18 protein-coding genes and 1 other RNA gene are annotated in these 19110 nt (G+C 51.9%); 11 read left to right on the top strand and 8 right to left on the bottom strand.

Annotation, left to right across the window (positions count from 1 at the left end; genetic code table 11):
• Positions 1 to 85 precede the first annotated feature (85 nt).
• A complete protein-coding gene (gene metK, locus ACYP03_RS21805; RefSeq protein WP_248143998.1) occupies positions 86 to 1240 on the bottom strand; it encodes a methionine adenosyltransferase in 1155 nt (384 codons plus the stop codon).
• 382 nt (positions 1241 to 1622) lie between these two features.
• Here metK and tkt point away from each other — a divergent pair, with 382 nt between their 5' ends.
• From tkt to mscS, 5 genes are all read left to right on the top strand, one after another.
• Complete coding sequence (gene tkt / locus ACYP03_RS21800) at positions 1623 to 3617, top strand: transketolase (RefSeq protein WP_459782086.1); 1995 nt, start codon at positions 1623 to 1625, stop codon at positions 3615 to 3617.
• A 270-nt stretch (positions 3618 to 3887) separates the two neighbouring features.
• Entirely contained in the window at positions 3888 to 4964 is a 1077-nt protein-coding gene (epd, locus tag ACYP03_RS21795; RefSeq protein WP_248144000.1) for an erythrose-4-phosphate dehydrogenase, read from the top strand.
• 44 nt (positions 4965 to 5008) lie between these two features.
• Positions 5009 to 6172, top strand: coding sequence for a phosphoglycerate kinase (locus tag ACYP03_RS21790; RefSeq protein WP_459782085.1), 1164 nt, complete (start codon positions 5009 to 5011; stop codon positions 6170 to 6172).
• 139 nt (positions 6173 to 6311) lie between these two features.
• A complete protein-coding gene (gene fbaA / locus ACYP03_RS21785) occupies positions 6312 to 7388 on the top strand; it encodes a class II fructose-bisphosphate aldolase (RefSeq protein WP_248144002.1) in 1077 nt (358 codons plus the stop codon).
• Positions 7389 to 7646: 258 nt separating this feature from the next.
• Entirely contained in the window at positions 7647 to 8531 is an 885-nt protein-coding gene (mscS, locus tag ACYP03_RS21780) for a small-conductance mechanosensitive channel MscS (protein WP_248144003.1), read from the top strand.
• 61 nt (positions 8532 to 8592) lie between these two features.
• On the opposite strand, the gene ACYP03_RS21775 is transcribed toward mscS, so the two are convergent.
• Entirely contained in the window at positions 8593 to 9213 is a 621-nt protein-coding gene (locus tag ACYP03_RS21775; RefSeq protein ID WP_459782084.1) for a LysE/ArgO family amino acid transporter, read from the bottom strand.
• Between the two features lie 135 nt (positions 9214 to 9348).
• Between ACYP03_RS21775 and ACYP03_RS21770 the strand changes: the two genes are divergently transcribed.
• Positions 9349 to 10245: a LysR family transcriptional regulator ArgP gene (locus ACYP03_RS21770; RefSeq protein ID WP_248144005.1), complete on the top strand. Its 897-nt coding sequence runs from the start codon at positions 9349 to 9351 to the stop codon at positions 10243 to 10245.
• Between the two features lie 176 nt (positions 10246 to 10421).
• Entirely contained in the window at positions 10422 to 11117 is a 696-nt protein-coding gene (locus tag ACYP03_RS21765; protein ID WP_459782083.1) for an oxidative stress defense protein, read from the top strand.
• Positions 11118 to 11198: 81 nt separating this feature from the next.
• On the opposite strand, the gene serA is transcribed toward ACYP03_RS21765, so the two are convergent.
• The 5 genes from serA to zapA form a co-directional block, all read right to left on the bottom strand.
• A complete protein-coding gene (serA, locus tag ACYP03_RS21760) occupies positions 11199 to 12428 on the bottom strand; it encodes a phosphoglycerate dehydrogenase (RefSeq protein ID WP_330961849.1) in 1230 nt (409 codons plus the stop codon).
• Between the two features lie 253 nt (positions 12429 to 12681).
• A complete protein-coding gene (gene rpiA, locus ACYP03_RS21755) occupies positions 12682 to 13341 on the bottom strand; it encodes a ribose-5-phosphate isomerase RpiA (RefSeq protein ID WP_459782081.1) in 660 nt (219 codons plus the stop codon).
• A 118-nt stretch (positions 13342 to 13459) separates the two neighbouring features.
• Positions 13460 to 14083, bottom strand: coding sequence for a 5-formyltetrahydrofolate cyclo-ligase (locus tag ACYP03_RS21750; RefSeq protein WP_248144009.1), 624 nt, complete (start codon positions 14081 to 14083; stop codon positions 13460 to 13462).
• A gap of 67 nt (positions 14084 to 14150) precedes the next feature.
• Positions 14151 to 14332: non-coding RNA, 6S RNA (ssrS, locus tag ACYP03_RS21745), on the bottom strand.
• A gap of 7 nt (positions 14333 to 14339) precedes the next feature.
• Positions 14340 to 14642, bottom strand: coding sequence for a cell division protein ZapA (gene zapA, locus ACYP03_RS21740; RefSeq protein WP_248144010.1), 303 nt, complete (start codon positions 14640 to 14642; stop codon positions 14340 to 14342).
• A gap of 389 nt (positions 14643 to 15031) precedes the next feature.
• Between zapA and ACYP03_RS21735 the strand changes: the two genes are divergently transcribed.
• From ACYP03_RS21735 to gcvH, 4 genes are all read left to right on the top strand, one after another.
• Positions 15032 to 15607, top strand: coding sequence for a YecA/YgfB family protein (locus ACYP03_RS21735; protein ID WP_248144011.1), 576 nt, complete (start codon positions 15032 to 15034; stop codon positions 15605 to 15607).
• A gap of 29 nt (positions 15608 to 15636) precedes the next feature.
• Positions 15637 to 16824 carry a 2-octaprenyl-6-methoxyphenyl hydroxylase gene (ubiH, locus tag ACYP03_RS21730; RefSeq protein ID WP_459782080.1) on the top strand — a complete coding sequence of 396 codons (1188 nt, stop codon included), beginning with the start codon at positions 15637 to 15639 and terminating at the stop codon, positions 16822 to 16824.
• 2 nt (positions 16825 to 16826) lie between these two features.
• A complete protein-coding gene (locus ACYP03_RS21725) occupies positions 16827 to 18035 on the top strand; it encodes an FAD-dependent 2-octaprenylphenol hydroxylase (RefSeq protein ID WP_459782079.1) in 1209 nt (402 codons plus the stop codon).
• A 222-nt stretch (positions 18036 to 18257) separates the two neighbouring features.
• A complete protein-coding gene (gcvH, locus tag ACYP03_RS21720; RefSeq protein WP_248144017.1) occupies positions 18258 to 18650 on the top strand; it encodes a glycine cleavage system protein GcvH in 393 nt (130 codons plus the stop codon).
• A 59-nt stretch (positions 18651 to 18709) separates the two neighbouring features.
• On the opposite strand, the gene ACYP03_RS21715 is transcribed toward gcvH, so the two are convergent.
• Positions 18710 to 18913, bottom strand: a complete 204-nt coding sequence (locus ACYP03_RS21715; protein ID WP_248144019.1) for a DUF1107 domain-containing protein — start codon at positions 18911 to 18913, stop codon at positions 18710 to 18712.
• Positions 18914 to 19110 lie beyond the last annotated feature (197 nt).

The following is a 19110-nucleotide window of genomic DNA, read 5'->3' as shown; positions in this document are numbered from 1 at the left end:
AAGAGCTGTACGGTACAGCGAACAGCAATGAAAAAGGAAGCCGAAGCTTCCTTTTTCACGAGTAAGAATAACAGCCGGGCTGCGATTACTTAATGTTTGCGTAATCGCGCAGCAGGTCGGCTTTGTCAGTTTTTTCCCAAGGGAACTCTTCGCGACCAAAGTGACCGTAAGCAGCCGTCTTCTTGTAGATAGGCTGCAGCAGATCCAGCATTTCGATCAGGCCGTACGGGCGCAGGTCGAAGTGGTGGCGAACGGCTTCAACAATCAGGTCGTGAGAAACTTTCTCAGTCCCGAAGGTTTCCACCATGATAGACGTTGGATCTGCAATACCAATCGCATAAGACAGCTGGATTTCACAACGGTCCGCCAGACCGGCAGCCACGATGTTTTTCGCAACATAACGTGCTGCGTAAGCGGCACTACGGTCTACTTTCGATGGATCTTTACCAGAGAATGCACCACCACCGTGACGGGCTGCGCCGCCGTAGGTATCTACGATGATTTTACGGCCAGTCAGACCACAGTCACCCATTGGACCGCCAATCACAAAGCGACCGGTTGGGTTGATGAAGTATTTGGTGTCTTTGTTCAGCCACTCAGATGGCAGGACCGGCTTGATAATTTCTTCCATCACCGCTTCCTGCAGTACAGGCAGTTCAATGCTGTCGCAGTGCTGCGTTGACAGAACCACAGCATCAACACCGACGATTTTGCCGTTGTCATAGGCAAAAGTGACCTGGCTTTTCGCGTCCGGACGCAACCAAGGCAGAGTGCCGTTTTTACGGACTTTGGCCTGACGCTCAACCAGACGGTGTGCATAAGTGATTGGTGCCGGCATCAGCACTTCAGTTTCGTTGGTTGCGTAACCAAACATAATTCCCTGATCACCTGCACCCAGCTCTTTCGGGTCTTCACGGTCAACACCCTGGTTGATATCCGGAGACTGTTTACCGATCGCGCTCAGGACAGCACAAGAGTTGGCATCAAAGCCCATGTCTGAATGGGTGTAGCCGATTTCGCGTACGGTCTGACGGGTCAGTTCTTCAATATCAACCCAGGCAGAGGTTGTGATTTCACCGCCAACCATGACCATACCGGTCTTGACGTAAGTCTCACACGCAACACGTGCTTTCGGGTCTTGTTCTAAGATCGCATCCAGGACTGCATCTGAGATCTGGTCTGCAATTTTATCTGGATGGCCTTCCGATACCGACTCAGAAGTAAACAGGTGTTTCGCCATGAGTATTCTCACTATCTGAAAAAACTTAAAAGAGGTCGGAGGTGTGAAATTAGTCAGTCTGAGTGAATATTCATCAGTCTGTATGTATAGAGCTACCTCCGTCTAGACGGCTATAATAACTTGTATGGGATCAAAATCAACAATAAGTAGAAATTAGATATAGATTGTCCAAATACTTCCGTTAATCGCGGCATCGGTGAAAGGTCTGGATGATTATATCGCGAGCATGAATTTTACTGGTTCATCATTCCGAGATTCTGGTTTGCTTACCGGGTTATGCCTTGAGAGAATCTGCTTCCGCTTTGCCTGATACCGACATTTGCCGTTGTCAGGGATGGCTGATACTTCCCCGATAAACAAGAATAATGAAGTTGGAGCAGACATGTCTTCTCGTAAAGTACTTGCGAATGCTATCCGTGCCCTGAGCATGGACGGTGTACAACAGGCGAACTCCGGTCACCCGGGCGCACCGATGGGTATGGCGGATATCGCCGAAGTTCTGTGGCGTGACCACCTGAACCACAACCCGCAAAACCCGAACTGGGCTGACCGCGACCGCTTCGTGCTGTCCAACGGCCACGGCTCCATGCTGATTTACTCCCTGCTGCACCTGAGCGGTTACGCGCTGTCCATTGACGACCTGAAAAACTTCCGTCAGCTGCATTCAAAAACACCGGGTCACCCGGAGTATGGCTACGCGCCGGGTATCGAAACCACCACCGGCCCGCTGGGTCAGGGCATCACCAATGCTGTGGGTATGGCGATTGCTGAGAAGTCTCTGGCAGCTCAATTTAACCGCGACGGCCACGACATCGTTGACCACTACACCTATGCGTTCCTGGGCGACGGCTGTCTGATGGAAGGGATTTCTCACGAAGCTTGCTCTCTGGCCGGTACCCTGGGTCTGGGCAAACTGATCGCGTTCTGGGATGACAACGGCATTTCTATCGACGGTCACGTGGAAGGCTGGTTCTCTGACGATACACCAAAACGCTTTGAAGCGTACGGCTGGCACGTGATCCCTGCGGTTGACGGCCACGATGCTGCAGCAATCAACGCAGCGATTGAAGCCGCGAAAGCAGACCCTCGTCCAACGCTGATCTGTACCAAAACCATCATCGGTTTCGGTTCTCCGAACAAAGCCGGTTCTCACGACTGTCACGGTGCCCCGCTGGGTCACGACGAAATCGCAGCAGCCCGTGAATTCCTGGGCTGGCAGCATGGTCCGTTCGAAATCCCTGCTGACGTTTACGCAGATTGGGATGCCAAAGAAGCGGGCGAAGCGAAAGAAGCAGCATGGAATGAAAAGCTGGCTGCTTATGAAGCCGCTTACCCAGAACTGGCTGCAGAATTCAAACGTCGTGTAAACGGCGAACTGCCAGCACAATGGGAAGCAGAAGCAAGCAAGATCATTGCTGATCTGCAAGCCAACCCGGCGAACATCGCCTCCCGTAAAGCTTCTCAGAATGCGCTGGAAGCCTTCGGTCAGATCCTGCCTGAGTTCATGGGTGGTTCTGCAGACCTGGCACCTTCGAACCTGACTATGTGGTCTGGCTCGAAGTCGCTGACGGCTGATGATGCATCCGGTAACTACATCCACTACGGTGTGCGTGAGTTCGGGATGACGGCCATCATCAACGGTATCGCACTGCACGGTGGTTTCGTCCCTTACGGCGCAACCTTCCTGATGTTCATGGAATATGCCCGTAACGCGATGCGTATGGCTGCCCTGATGAAAGTTCAGAACATTCAGGTATACACCCACGACTCCATTGGTCTGGGTGAAGACGGCCCGACGCACCAGCCGGTTGAGCAAATGGCTTCTCTGCGCCTGACGCCAAACATGAGCACCTGGCGTCCGTGTGACCAGGTTGAATCTGCGATGGCGTGGAAACTGGCCATCGAGCGCAAAGACGCGCCAACCGCGCTGATTTTCTCGCGTCAGAACCTGGCTCAGCAAGAGCGCAGCGAACAGCAGGTTGCTGATATCGCAAAAGGTGGTTACATCCTGAAAGACTGCGCAGGCAAACCTGAGCTGATCCTGATTGCCACCGGTTCTGAAGTTGAGCTGGCCGTGAACGCAGCGGCTGAACTGAGTGCAGAAGGCAAGCTGGTTCGTGTTGTTTCAATGCCGTCTACCGACGCATTCGACAAGCAAGATGCGGCTTACCGTGAATCTGTGCTGCCATCTGACGTGACTGCCCGTATCGCCATTGAAGCCGGTATTGCCGACTTCTGGTACAAGTACGTTGGCTTTGACGGTCGCATCATCGGCATGACCAGCTTCGGTGAATCTGCACCGGCTGGCGAGCTGTTCAAACTGTTCGGCTTTACCACTGAAAACGTGGTGAGCACGGCGAAAGAACTGCTGGCTTAAGCACTACCCGGACCAATTGTTATGCTCAGGTTGCAGAAAAATTATTTCGAAGGTTGAAAAAAAGGCTCCGGAACGGGGCCTTTTTTATCCCGCGAATGTGTGAATCAGATATTTGATATAAGGGACAATAGTGTCGGAGCGGGCGTATTTACTGGATTTGTGACCTCCTCACAGAGAATCATTCTGGGGGGTGAGGCGGGTCACAATTAGGGTGATTCTCGTTAACGCTTGGTATACACTAGAGCGGCTTTTCACTTTTGTAGCACGGATATGACAGTACGAGTCGCAATTAATGGATTTGGCCGTATTGGCCGCAGCATTCTGCGGGCCTTATATGAAAGCGGCAAACATCGCCAGATCAAAGTCGTGGCGGTCAATGAACTGGCTCAGCCGGAATCAATGGCGCATCTGCTCCAGTATGATTCCAGCCATGGTCGTTTTGGCCGTAAAGTGACGCATGATCAGGAGCATCTCTTCGTGGCCGGAGAAGACGGCGAAGATGCGATTCGTATTCTGCACCTGAGTGATATCGAGCTCTTGCCCTGGCGCGATTTAGAAGTGGATATCGTTCTCGATTGCACCGGCATTTTTGGCTCCAGAGCAGATGGCGAAGCCCATCTGAAAGCGGGCGCCCGGCAAGTTCTTTTCTCTCATCCTGCTGCAAATGACATCGATAACACGATTATCTTCGGTGTGAACCACCAGACATTGTCGCCTCAAGACCGCATCGTTTCCAACGGCTCCTGTACGACCAACTGTATCGTCCCTGTAATTAAAGTGCTTGATGATGCCTTCGGCATTGAATCCGGTACTATCACAACCATCCACTCTGCGATGAATGACCAGCAGGTGATCGATGCCTACCACACGGATTTGCGACGGACACGTGCTGCCAGTCAGTCGATTATTCCTGTCGATACCAAACTGCACTTGGGCATAGGTCGTATTTTTCCCAAATTTGCGGACAAATTCGAGGCGATTTCAGTCAGGGTTCCTACAATTAACGTCACCGCGATGGATTTAAGCGTCACCGTCAAAACTAATGTCTCGGTTGATGATGTAAATCAAGCTCTGGCTGAGGCCGCTCGGTGTAAATTGACAGATATCGTCGATTACACCACTGCACCGCTTGTTTCTGTTGATTTCAATCATGATCCCCACAGCGCCATTGTTGATGGTACCCAAACCCGGGTCAGTAACCAGCACCTGCTGAAGCTGCTGGTCTGGTGTGATAATGAATGGGGATTTGCCAACCGTATGCTGGATACGGCGCTGGCGATGTATCAGGCAAGCCACAAACTAAAAGACGTCACAGAATTTCCCAGTCAGGCGAATTCGCAGGGCTGAAAGTATTTATCATTTAAACAGTAAGACTATTGAGAGGACAAACCATGTCTGTAATCAAGATGACTGATCTGGATCTGGCCGGTAAACGTGTACTGATCCGTGCTGATCTGAACGTGCCAGTCAAAGAAGGCAAAGTAACTTCTGATGCACGTATCCTGGCATCTCTGCCAACGATTCAGCACTGCCTGGCGGCAGGTGCTAAGGTAATGGTTACCTCTCACCTGGGTCGTCCGACCGAAGGTGAATACTCGGAAGAATTTTCTCTGCAGCCTGTTGTGAACTATCTGCAGGACGCACTGGATTGTGACGTGAAACTGGCGAAAGACTACCTGGATGGTCTGGAACTGAACACCGGCGAGCTGGTTGTTCTGGAAAACGTTCGCTTCAATGCGGGCGAGAAGAAGAACGATGAAGCGCTGTCCAAGAAATATGCTGCACTGTGCGACATCTTTGTTATGGATGCATTCGGTACCGCGCACCGTGCGCAGGCGTCTACGCATGGCGTCGGCATGTTTGCCCCGGTTGCCTGTGCAGGTCCGCTGCTGGCAGCTGAGCTGGAAGCTCTGGGTAAAGCGCTGGATAACCCGGCTCGTCCAATGGTTGCCATCGTTGGCGGTTCAAAAGTATCGACCAAACTGACCGTGCTTGAGTCTCTGGCGAAAATTGCCGATCAGGTTGTTGTCGGCGGCGGTATTGCGAATACCTTCATCGCAGCAGAAGGCCACGGCGTTGGTAAGTCTCTGTATGAAGCTGATCTGGTTGATACGGCGAAAGCACTGATGGCACAGACTGACGTGCCAGTGGCAACTGATGTTGTGTGTGCCAAAGAATTTTCTGAGTCTGCTGAAGCGACCATTAAAGCTGCGAACGAAATCGCAGAAGACGACATGGTACTGGATATTGGTCCGGACTCAGCGGCTGAGTTGGCTCGTATCATCAAAGATGCGAAGACCATCCTGTGGAATGGCCCTGTGGGTGTCTTCGAAATTGAGCAGTTTGGCAAAGGCACTGAAGTGGTTTCTAAAGCCATTGCTGAATCCGCTGGTTTCTCAATTGCAGGTGGCGGTGATACGCTGGCAGCGATTGATAAGTACGGCATCAAAGATAAAGTATCTTACATTTCAACCGGTGGCGGCGCATTCCTGGAGTTTGTGGAAGGTAAAAAACTGCCAGCCGTTGCTATGCTGGAAGAACGAGCGAAAGCCTGATAACAGTTGCGCAGGGTTGGTCCCTGCGCCCTGAACATGCGGTGTGTGGCTGTACAGCCAAAACAGATTCTGGCGGCCACACCAATTTGCAACGAGTTTATCTTTAAACCCGGACAACAAAGCTAATAGGACTATTGTTATGTCTAAGATCTTCGACTTCGTAAAACCTGGTGTGATTTCTGGCGATGACGTTCAGAAAGTTTTTGAAGTGGCAAAAGAAAACAAATTTGCCCTGCCAGCAGTAAACGTGGTTAACACTGACTCTGTCAACGCTGTACTGGAAGCTGCTGCAAAAGTAAAAGCGCCGGTTGTGGTTCAGTTTTCTAACGGCGGTGCCGGGTTCTTTGCGGGTAAAGGCCTGAAACTGGAAGGTCAGCAAGGCCCGATCCTGGGTGCTATCGCGGGTGCGAAATACGTTCACGCTGTCGCTGAGACGTATGGCGTGCCAGTTATTCTGCACACCGACCACGCGGCGAAGAAACTGCTGCCATGGATTGACGGTCTGCTGGACGCTGGTGAGAAGCACTTTGCAGAAACAGGCAAGCCGCTGTTCTCTTCTCACATGATTGACCTGTCTGAAGAGTCTCTGGAAGAAAACATCGAGATCAGCGCCAAGTACCTGGAACGCATGAGCAAGATGGGCATGACGCTGGAAATCGAACTGGGTTGTACCGGTGGCGAAGAAGACGGTGTTGATAACTCTCACCTGGATCAGTCTTCTCTGTACACGCAGCCAGAAGATGTTGCTTACGCTTACGAGAAACTGATCGCAATCAGCCCTCGTTTCACCATCGCGGCCTCTTTCGGTAACGTTCACGGTGTTTATAAGCCAGGTAATGTTGTCCTGACGCCAACCATTCTGCGCGACTCTCAGGCGTACTGTGCTGAGAAATTCGGTATTGCACCAAACGCACTGAACTTCGTATTCCACGGTGGTTCTGGTTCAACGCTGGAAGAAATCCGTGAGTCTATCGGTTACGGTGTGATCAAAATGAACATCGATACTGATACTCAGTGGGCGACCTGGAATGGTATCCGTGAATACTACCTGGAGAATGAAGCTTACCTGCAGGGTCAGATCGGTAACCCAACTGGTGAAGACGCACCAAACAAGAAATTCTATGACCCACGCGTATGGCTGCGTAAAGGTCAGGAATCGATGGTGAAACGTCTGGAACAAGCTTTCTCTGATCTGAATGCGATCGACGTTCTGTAAATCTCAGTAATTTGAGAAGAAAGCCCGCGAATGCGGGCTTTTTTATTGTGTTTTACCAGACTTTCACAATAATTTGTTGGTTGCCGCATAAACTGAACCTTGTTCCGAATTGCACGGACAGCGTCAATTGAGCAATAGTGATTATTCGGTAAGACAAAGCGGTTCAATGTTGATAGGTTAGAGAGAAATTCAGTTTGTTTCATTATCAGGGACGTGCATGATCGCGTCAGTTGAATAATAAATAATAGAGAGAGTGCTATGACTGAAAGCGTGACAGATAAAGTGGTGGATACCATAGCAAATAATGAGTTGGCGGACGGGGTCAAACAAGCTGGCGGCTGGATTATGGATAATCAGGATCTGCTGATCCAGTACGGGGTAAACCTGATCTCAGCATTGCTGATTCTGTTTATCGGTAATCTGATTGCCAAAGGCATTGCGAACGGCTTCAGTAAGATGCTGCGCCGCAAGCAGATGGATGAAGCGGTTGTGAAGTTCCTGCAGTCACTGGTGCGCTATCTGCTGTTTGTGATTGTCCTGATTGCGGCGCTGAGCCGGGTAGGGGTGCAGACGGCTTCCGTTGTCGCGGTGATCGGTGCCGCCGGCCTGGCCGTGGGTCTGGCCTTACAGGGGTCTCTGTCTAACTTCGCAGCCGGTGTGCTGATTGTTGCGTTTCGTCCTTTTAAATCCGGCGATTATGTGGAAGTGGCAGGGGTTGCAGGCTCTGTGGAGTCGATTCAGGTATTTCAGACTGTACTGAAAACGCCGGACAACAAAATGGTTGTCGTTCCGAACTCTGCTGTGATTGGCGGACCGATTACGAACTACTCCAGACATGAGACCCGCCGGATTGACTTCTTGATTGGCGTTTCATACAAGTCTGATCTGAAGAAAACCAAGGAAGTGCTGAAGCGAGTGGTGGATGCTGAGTCGCGTGTGCTGAAAGATCCGGCACCGACCATTGGTGTGGTTGCACTTGCCGATTCTTCCGTGAATTTCGTAGTACGCCCCTGGGTGAAGACTTCTGAATACTGGGCTGTGTATTTTGATTTGCTGCAGGCAATCAAAGAAGGGCTGGATAAAGAAGGCATTGAGATTCCATTCCCGCAAATGGATGTGCATCTCAACAAAGTCGAAGACTGATGTCTTTCAGACTGACCCTGAACAATGGAGCCGTTTGGCTCCATTGTTGTTTAGGGACGGATTAAACCAGTAAACCTTTGGCTAAATGGGCCGCGATGACAAACATCATTGCGGCGACGGCGATATCAATGCCCCGTTTGACATGAGGCTTCGATAACGTCAGTGCCATTTTTGCTGCCGCAACCGACAGGGTAAAGAACCAGACAAAAGATGCCAGAATGGTGCCGATTGCAAACGCAATACGGTCGTGTCCTTCAAATTGACCGCCAATGGACCCCAGAATGACCACGGTATCCAGATACAGATGCGGGTTCAGCACCGTCACTGCCAGTGCGCCGGCAATCACGGCCCGTCGGCCGCGGGCCAGCATCTGGTCCTGAGCTTCCTCTGAGGATGGATGGCTGAAGGCGCTTTTCAGAGAGAGGCTGCCGTAAAACACCAGAAATGCGATGCCCCCCAGAGTGACCACCAGCAATACGGTTTCATTACTGGATAACAGGGCGCCGCCGCCAAAGACCCCCAGACTGATGAACAGCATGTCCAGCAGACTGCACACCGTTGCTGTGGTCAGGTGATGGTTGCGTTTGATTCCCTGATTCAGCACATAGGCATTTTGTGCGCCGATAGGGATAATCATACTGGCGCCCAGGCCAAAGCCTTGCAGTAACGGCCACAGACTCATATTTTTTTGTCCTTACTCTGAATTGTGATGATGGGCTAAAACTTTCAACTGGCTAAAGCTTAAAGGGCTCGCTATGATTTAGTAAAACTAATAATTTTTATGATTTATTAGATTGGCTAATAATCAAGGGGTGACATGGAAGGACTCGATTATCGCTGGGTACAGGCGCTGGATGCTGTTGTGTCTCAGCGGGGCTTTGAGCGTGCAGCCGAAGTCCTGTGTATTACGCAGTCCGCAGTTTCGCAGCGGATCAAACAGCTGGAAAAACACATGGCTCAGCCGCTGCTTGTTCGTGAACAGCCTCCGCGTCCGACACCGGCAGGGCAAAAGTTGCTGGGGTTGTACCGGCGAGTGCGTTTGCTGGAGCAGGAGCTGTTGCCGGATATCCGTCCCGGCGAGCAGAGTCAGCCGCTGCAAATGTCGATTGCCTCCAATGCCGACAGCCTGGCAACCTGGTTGCTCCCGGCACTCAGCCCGCTGCTCAAACAGCGACGCATTGAAATCAATCTGATGCTGGAAGATGAAAGCCGCACACTGGACCGGTTACGCAGCGGGGAAGTGGTCGGCGCGATCAGCATGGAAGCAACGCCAATGCCGGGCTGCGTGGCCGATTATCTAGGCCGGATGGACTATCTGTGTGTTGCCAGCCCCGACTTTCAGGCGACCTATTTTGCAGACGGAGTGAATCGCGATACGTTGCTGGGAGCCCCCGCTGTAGCTTTCGATCAGTACGATGACATGCACGAAGTTTTCATTCAGCAGCACTTTAATCTGCCGCGGGGCAGTGTCCTGACACACCGGGTGCGCTCTTCGGAAGCATTCGTCAAGCTGGCGCTTCACGGCGTGGCATACTGCCTGATCCCGAAAGTGCAGATAGAAGAAGAGCTGGCAAGCGGCGAACTGGTGAATCTGACGCCGGGCATCATGCTGACCCGGCGAATTTACTGGCATCACTGGGCACTGGAAAGCGGTGTATTCAGCGAAGTGACCGCTCAGTTGCTGGACCATGCCCGGCATAAGCTGCCGCAGTGAGGCTTTTCCGGAACGCCGGATGTCCTGTCATCAGCAGAATGTTTTGTGTAAATTGATGTAAAGCCGGGATAAATTCTTTTATCCGCTTGTCCAAACCCGCACAAGTTTACAGAACCGGATACCCGTAACACCTCAGAAGGCTGGGTGTCACTTTATCAATAGATTGGGATGGTGTTATGAAGAAAACTTTGCTTGCTGTTTGTTTCGGTGGTGCCAGTCTGCTCAGCCCGCTGGCTATGGCAGATGACAACTTTCCGCGGCTGGAAACCATTGGCGTGGGCGAGGTGACTGCTCAGCCAGATATGGCTATGTTCACGGTCGCGGTTGAGGAAACCCGTAAATCGGCACAGGAAGCCAAGCAGGCTGTCGACAAAGCTGTGACTGCGTTCATGGACCGTCTGCAAAAGAGCGGCGTGAAGCGTGCAGATATTGAAAGTGCCAACATCTATCTGCATCCGCAGTACCACCGGAGTAACGACAATCCGCCTGAACTGGTCGGCTATCAGGCGACGCGTCAGGTGACGGTGATGGTCCGTGACCTCGATAAACTCAATACCTATCTGGATAATGCGCTGGGTGACGGGATCAATCACATTCAAAATATTGAGCTGAAGGTCAGCGACGCAGAAAAGTATCAGGAGCAGGCTCGTCAGGCTGCTATCAAAGATGCGAAGAGCAAAGCCAAATCTCTGGCAAAAGGCTTTGATAGCGATATTGATGGGGTCTGGAATATTCGTTATTTCGATCCGATGCCTCGCCCGGTCATGGGACGCATGGCGATGGATGCTGCGGTTGAAACTAAAGCGACCTATCAGGATGCTGAAATCACCTTTCGTGACCGTGTGGAAGTGGTCTTCCGTCTGGAAAACTAATCTCAGCTGGTTTATCTCCGAAAGAAAGAAGCTCGCCATAGGGCGAGCTTCTTGTTGTTTACAAGGAAGGAAACTGAACGGTTAGTGCAGGATACGGGCTCGAATGGTTCCGTCGATAGCCTTCAGTTTGTTCAGGGCTTCTTCTGAGCGCTCTGTCTCAACATCAATGACCACGTAACCCAGTTCAGGACTGGTTTGCAGGTATTGTGCCGCGATGTTGATGCCTTCTGAAGCGAAAATCGTCGTAATTTGGTTCAGAATGCCCGGACGGTTTTCGTGAATGTGCAGCAGACGTGAACACCCTCTGTGCTCGGGCAAAGTTACTTCCGGGAAACCAACGGCTGAAACGGTTGAACCGTTGTCTGAGTACTTCACAATCTTACCGGCGACTTCAATGCCGATATTCTGTTGCGCTTCCTGTGTTGACCCACCGATATGCGGCGTCAGAATCACGTTGTCGAAACGGGTCAGTGGTGATTCAAACGGGTCGTTATTGGTTTTAGGCTCAACCGGGAAAACATCAATTGCCGCACCGGCCAGATGCTTGCTCTCCAGTGCACTGCACAGCGCGTCAATATCGACCACAGTGCCGCGGGCCGCGTTGATGAAGATGGAACCCGGCTTCATGCGTGCAAACTCTTCTGCACCCATCATGTTCTGAGTATCCAGCGTTTCCGGGACATGCAGTGTGATGACATCGGCTTTGTTCAGCAATTCACTCAGCGTATCCACCTGGGTTGCATTGCCCAGGGTCAGCTTGTTTTCAATGTCATAGAAATAAACATCCATTCCCAAGTTTTCAGCCAGGATACTGAGCTGTGTACCGATGTGGCCGTAACCGATGATCCCCAGTTTTTTCCCGCGGGCTTCATAGGAGGCGTCGGCGCTTTTCTGCCATTCACCGCGATGGGCTTTGGCATTTTTTTCCGGAATGCCGCGCAGCAGCAAAAGAATTTCACCCAGCACCAGCTCTGCAACACTTCGGGTATTTGAGAATGGGGCGTTAAACACCGGGATACCACGGCGGCTGGCTTCCGCCAGATCGACCTGGTTGGTCCCGATACAGAAACAACCGACGGCGATCAGTTTCTTGGCGGCATCAAAGACTTCTGCGGAAAGCTGCGTGCGGGAACGGATACCCACGAAATGCGCGTCTTGAATTGCTTCCAGCAGTTCATCACCAGCCAGAGAGCCTTTGTGATACTCAATGTTTTCGTAACCGGCTTGTTTGAGAACTTCCAGTGCTGAGGGGTGAACGCCTTCCAGGAGCAGGATTTTAATTTTATCTTTATCCAGAGAAACTTTAGCCATAGGTTCTTTTCCTTAAAAACAACAGGTATTCCATTCAGCGAGCAGGATAACGTGCTCCCGCCACATCACTGTGTGATGCGGTATGGTGACAGGCGTACACCCTGTATTGCTGTCTGGTGAGCTTAAACGATTGCGTTCTCACTAAAGTATCAAAAAATTTGGTGGCGTGGCGAGAATATTACGAAATGGATAAGAAAAAACGGCATATATTATGCCGTTTAGTCATCAAGCCGTATGAAAAGCGTCAAAACTGTTATTTAGTGACAGTTTTCACGCCCTTAGGTGTGCCAACCAGCAGGACATCTGCGCCACGATGGGCAAACAGGCCAACCGTAACCACGCCCGGCAGGGCATTGATTTGATCTTCCAGTGCTTTCGGGTCGGTGATTTTCATGCTGTGGACATCCAGAATGATGTTGCCGTTGTCTGTGACCACGCCTTCACGGTAAACCGGGTCACCGCCCAGTTTCACCAGTTCACGGCCAATGAAAGACCGGGCCATCGGAATCACTTCAACGGGCAGCGGGAATTGGCCCAGCACGTCGACTTCTTTGGTGTTATCGACAATACAGATGAACTTCTTGGCAATTGCGGCCACGATTTTTTCGCGGGTCAGGGCGGCTCCGCCCCCTTTGATCATGTCAAACTCGGCATTGATTTCATCGGCACCATCGACGTAGATGTCCAGTGAGGACACTTCGTTGGCATCAAAGACTGGGATACCCAGCTCTTCCAGACGCTTGGTGGAAGCCACAGAACTGGAGACCGCCCCTTTGATTTCTTCTTTGCGGGTGGCCAGGGCATCGATGAAGTGATTGACGGTCGAGCCGGTGCCAACGCCGACAATGCTGCCTTTGGTCACATAGTCCAGGGCTGCCCAGCCCGCCGCTTTCTTCATTTCATCTTGTGTCATGCCTTTCTCCTCGTGATGACCAACAGAATGCGAGCGCTGATTATAGCCGACCCTGCGGTTGCTGACATTGGAAAAACATGACTGAGATCCCTGTTTAGATATCCTGTGATTCAGATGTTTACCAATGATGGTAGGCCGATGGGGTGATGATGGCGGGTAAGGGGACATCCCAGGCTTCGGATGGCAGGTGACGGACCTGCTGGCAGTCATGTGCCAGTCCGAGTGGCCGAGGTCCTTTTCCGTGATGATGCCACTGGCTCAGCGTACGGTCATAATAGCCGCCGCCCATGCCCAGTCGCTGCCCCTGTTCATCAAAGGCAACCAGTGGCGTGCACATCAAATCCAGTTCGTGTACGGGTTTGACATGGCGAACATCCAGCACAGGCTCCGCTATGCCGTAGCGGTTACAGTGCATCCGGCTGTCCGGATGATAGTGTAAAAACAGCAGGTGGCCTTTGCTGAAGGGATGCAGTACCGGCAGATACACGGTTTTACCATGATGCCACAACCACTCGATCAGCGGTCCTGTATCCAGCTCTCCGTCACTGCTGAGGTAAATCGCAACATGCTGCGCGTGATGCACATCCTGAAGCTGATTAAAACGTGCCAGCACGGCTTTGCTCGCCTGTTCCTGCTGGTGAAGCGACAGTGTCTGACGTTTCAGGCGGACTTGCTGACGAAGTTGCTGTCGGGTGGATTGAGTTGTCAGGCCAGCCTGGCCATGGCGGTGGAAGGCATCCATATCATGCTTTATCCGTCGTCACCTGCTCAGGAAAATACTGCTGGCTGAGAGCAGGATAGAAAAGAAGGAGTACCCCAAGGTGCCGTTGCGAATTGTTGCCCTTGAACCAGACGTTCAAGGTGGATTGGCAGCATCAGCCGTAGGCTTCTCAGTCATGCTGAGCCTGCTCAGTAGCTGATAAAAGCCGATCCTGGTTTTTTGCTTATCGGCTCGGGGACGTCGATTCGCTGACGTACACCCCAGGGTCAATTCATTATCAACGTTGCGGTTGATTTTGCAATGCCTGATCTAAGCTTTCTGCTAATTGTCCGATTCGGTCGGACACAGATTGCGCATTGCTGCTAAATTCTTTACGTTCTTTGTGCAGCTCGCTGCAAATGTTTAGTCCGGTAAACATCAGTAACTGTTCTGGATTCGAGACTTTGGTTCGCTGAGACAGCTCTTGCAGGCGGTTATCAAAATCTGCCGCCGCCGCACGCAGTGCCGTTTCCTGGCCTTCCGGACAATTGACCTTAATGGTACGGCCTAAAATTTCAATTTCAACTGCCTGCGAGCTCATAGCTGTCTTGGTTCCGTGTCAGTCACTGTGATTTGATTGAGCCATTATCCCCAACTGACCTCAAGCGACAGAGACCATCAACCGGTACCGGGCCTGTGAACCAAGCAAATCTGACTGAACCAGACTTCTTGAGGGGATTTGGATATATCTGCGGCTAATATAGAAAAAGCCAATTTAACTTGCAAGCGCGCGACTGGGTCAGACTGAAGGGAAGCCATCAGGGAGACAGTTCTTCATCAGTTCGGCGCTTTTTCTGTCATTCTGCTGAAGGGAGGCTGCAAAAATGACGGATGAATCAATCGCCTCCTGCTTTACGTTAGCCTGAAACCAGCCTTAGTGGTAGCATATCTCCAACCCATCTGACACCAACTGATTAAGGTGAAAAGCCCATGAGCGAAGTAAAGTTGCCGGCATATGAAGCGGTTGAAACTGCTTTGAAAATTCAGTCTCTGGCAGTCACGCCTGCTGAACTGCACGGACTGCTGACAGGCATGTTGTGCGGCGGTTTGCCGGCAGACGGAGAACAGTGGATTGGTCCGATTGCGGACTATGCCAATAACGGTGAATCGCTGGGTGGTGAAGCCAGAACACTGACACAAAGTCTGGTGGAAATTACGGCCAAAGCGCTGGCGAGTACCGGGTTTGAAGTCACTTTGCTCCTGCCGGATGATGAAATGGACCTGATGGATCGCGCCGAAGCATTAAGCGAATGGGTGAACTGTTTCCTCTCCGGGCTGGGTTTGATGGGATTGAATCATGAGAAATTACCGGCTGCCGTCCAGGAAGCGCTGGGTGATTTGCAGGATATTGCACAGCTGGGCATCGATGAAGATGACGATATGGAAGAGCAGGCCGCGCTGTTCGAACAGGTGATTGAGCATGTTCGCATGTGTGCACTGACCTGTTACTTTGAACTGGTTGCACGGCACCAGAGTGAGCAGGCTGACAAGCCGACCCTGCACTGATCATCGTGGTGTTCTGAGGGAAGACAAACGTGAAGCAGTATGATGTTGTGATTGCCGGAGGCGCAATGACGGGCGCCAGCCTGGCGCTGGCGCTGGACAGGCTGAGTGAAGGCGCTTTGCGTATTGCTGTTGTTGAGGCCGTGTTACCGGAGCAGTCCGGCCATCCCGGTTATGACGCCCGCAGTATTGCCCTGTCGCTGGGGTCGGTGCAGCTGATGACGGAGCTTGGTCTCTGGTCTGCACTGAAGCATGAAGCAACTGCGATTTCCCGGATTCATGTGTCTGACCGGGGCCATGCCGGTCTGGCTCGGATCGCGGCAGATGAATATGGTGCTGATGCGCTGGGTTATGTGATCGAACTGGCTCAGGCTGGCGCGGTTTTTCATGAACAGCTCGCGCAAAGTTCAGGGATTGATCTGCTTTGTCCGGTAAAAATCATGTCGATTGAGCGGGAGACTGATCAGGTCATCCTGCAGCTTTCTTCCGGTGAATCCTGCCGGGCGAATTTGTTGGTTGCTGCAGACGGAGGGCTGTCGGAATGCTGCCTTCAGCTGGGAATCAACCAGACGTCACTGAATTTTGAACAGGTGGCAATTATTGCCAATGTGTCAACTGCGAAACCGCATGAGGGCGAAGCTTTTGAACGCTTTACGCCCTTTGGCCCGCTTGCCCTGTTACCGATGAGTCATGGACGCAGCTCACTGGTTTGGTGCGTTCCCCCGGAACAGCAAGAGACGGTGATGGGCTGGGATGACGAAATGTTTTTGCAGCAATTACAGAAAGCTTTTGGCTGGCGTCTGGGACAGATGGTCAAAACGGGTCAGCGCTATGCCTACCCGCTGAGCCTGCGTCAGGCGGAGCGTCGGGTGTCGCACCGGTTCGCGGTCATTGGCAATGCAGCACAAACCCTGCATCCGATCGCCGGACAGGGATTCAATCTGGGGTTGCGTGATGTGATGACGCTGGCTGAAGAAGTTGTGGCCGGCGTTTCGCGGGGCGATGAGGCTGGCAGCATGGCTGTACTCAGTCGTTTCCGTCAGCGCCGAGAGTCAGATCAGGCCGCCACAATTGCGATGACCTCAGGATTGGTGACAGTCTTTGCCAACGAATACTGGCCATTGGTGGCAGGCCGGAATGCCGGTCTGATGGCCATGAATGCACTAAACGTATTGAAAGCACCGCTGGTGAAGCGGGCGATGGGACAGGTGGACAGATAAGCATGATGCAAAGCGTAGATGTAGCAATTATCGGCGGTGGTATGGTTGGCCTGACCCTGGCTGCGGCACTGGCAGATACGGAGCTCCGGATCGCTGTGATTGAAGGCCACCTGCCGGAGCCTGCATTGTCGTCGCTGCCGGATGTCCGGGTATCGGCGCTCAGCCGGGCCAGCGAACGTATCCTGCGCCGTGTCGGCGCCTGGCAGGGGATGGCAGCACGCCGGATCAGCCCCTATCAGCAAATGGATGTCTGGGAGCAGGACAGCTTCGCTCATATCAGTTTTGACGCACAAGCGTTGTCACAGCCGGATCTGGGCCACATCGTTGAAAATCGTGTGATTCAGTTATCTTTACTGGATCAGATCCAAAAACAGCACAATGTCAGCCTGATGGCTCCTGTCCGTTGCCAGCAACTGGCCTTTGGTGAACATGAAGCCTGGCTGACCCTGGATAACGGACAGCATCTGACGGCCAAACTGGTGGTTGGTGCTGATGGCGCCAATTCCTGGGTACGCAATCAACTCGATATTCCGCTGACACACTGGGATTACGGTCATCATGCGCTGGTGGCAAATATTCGTTGTGCGGAGCCGCATCAGCAGACTGCCCGGCAAATTTTCACGCCGGATGGCCCGCTCGCATTTCTGCCGCTGGCAGAGCCGGATTTGTGCTCCATCGTGTGGTCCGTCACACCGGAGAAGGCGGAAGCGCTCCTGGCCATGACGCCGGATGCATTCAATCATGCCCTGACAGCTGCATTTGATTGTCGTCTGGGCTTATGCAGTCTGGAAGGAGAGCGTCAGGTTGTGCCGCTGAAAATGCGTTATGCCCGTGACTTTGTCCGGGATCGTGTTGCTCTGATTGGAGACGCTGCCCATACCATTCATCCATTGGCGGGTCAGGGCGTGAATCTGGGACTGCTGGATGCGGCGAGTCTGGCGGAGACGTTGATTGAACTGTGGCGTCAGGATAAGGATATCGGCGCTCGTCAGCACCTGCGTTACTTTGAGCGCTGGCGTAAAGCTGAAGCCGCGAAGATGATTGCGACCATGCAGGCATTCCGCGAATTGTTTGACGGCAATCATCCGGCGAAAAAATTACTGCGTGATGTCGGCCTTCTGCTGGCCAATCATGCCCCGGGCGTGAAAGATCAGTTCATGCGCCGGGCGCTGGGTCTCAGTGGCGACTTGCCGGCACTGGCGAAAGCGTAGGCAGAGAATCAGTCGTTGAGCTGAGTGATTATTTTAAAATTTGAAACAGAAGCCGTCTCGAAAGAGGCGGCTTTTTTTTGTGAGGGTATTTGCTTTCAATCTGATTTTTTTCTCCTAAAGTAATGTTAGGCAGGGCTGGCGAAGCCCGCTTTTCGGGAAACTTCTTTTGTCGAGAACGTGTCGGCTGTCGCGAAACAGGCCGCTTTGGGTAAGGAACTATTTATGAGTCACATTCCTTCTGAACTGAAATATACGAATACCCATGAATGGGTGCGTCCCGAAGGGGATGGCGTTTATACCGTAGGGATCAGCGATCATGCTCAGGAATTGCTGGGAGATATGGTTTTTGTTGATCTGCCGGATGTGGACAGTACGACAGAAGCGGGCGATGAATGTGCCGTTGCGGAGTCGGTGAAAGCGGCTTCCGATGTGTATGCTCCTTTATCCGGGGTGGTCATTGCGATCAATGAAGATCTTGAGCTGGCTCCGGAACTGGTGAATAACGATCCTTACGGCGATGGCTGGCTGTTTCAGATCAAAGCGGATGATGAAGGTGAACTGGATGAACTGCTTGATGCGGCGGCATATCAGGAGTTAACACAAGAAGAAGATTAATCCATCGGGTTGTTGATCTTTGCCAGTCAGGCCGGTTGTGACCGGCCTGCTCATTTCGGTTACGCAGCCTCTTTCAGGCGGCGGATTTCCTGATTGACTTCTTTGACGGTGTCAAAATGACGCTGTTGTGCTTTGGTTGGGATTTTTAACAGCCCATTATCGAATTCATACCCCCCGCGACCATCAATATAAATTCTTCCACTGAATAGCCTGCTGACGTGTTTTGCAACCATCTTGGGGATGTACTGTTTAAACATGCGCATAATGATGAGCAACCTTGCCTTAAGTTTTTATGTTTTCTTGGTGTTCGTGACCGGGGGCATTATAGGGAATCAACTGTGAAATAATTGTGATATTCACAGCATAATGTTTATGTAAAATGAGATCTTGATTTAAATAATTTTGTCAAAATCCGACCGATACAGGATAAAGTTCTGAAGTATTGTATGGATAGCCATGT

This window comes from Photobacterium sp. R1, from assembly GCF_054600795.1.
The sequence above is the reverse complement of the archived record's forward strand: the minus strand, read 5'-3'. Positions and strand labels throughout refer to the sequence as shown.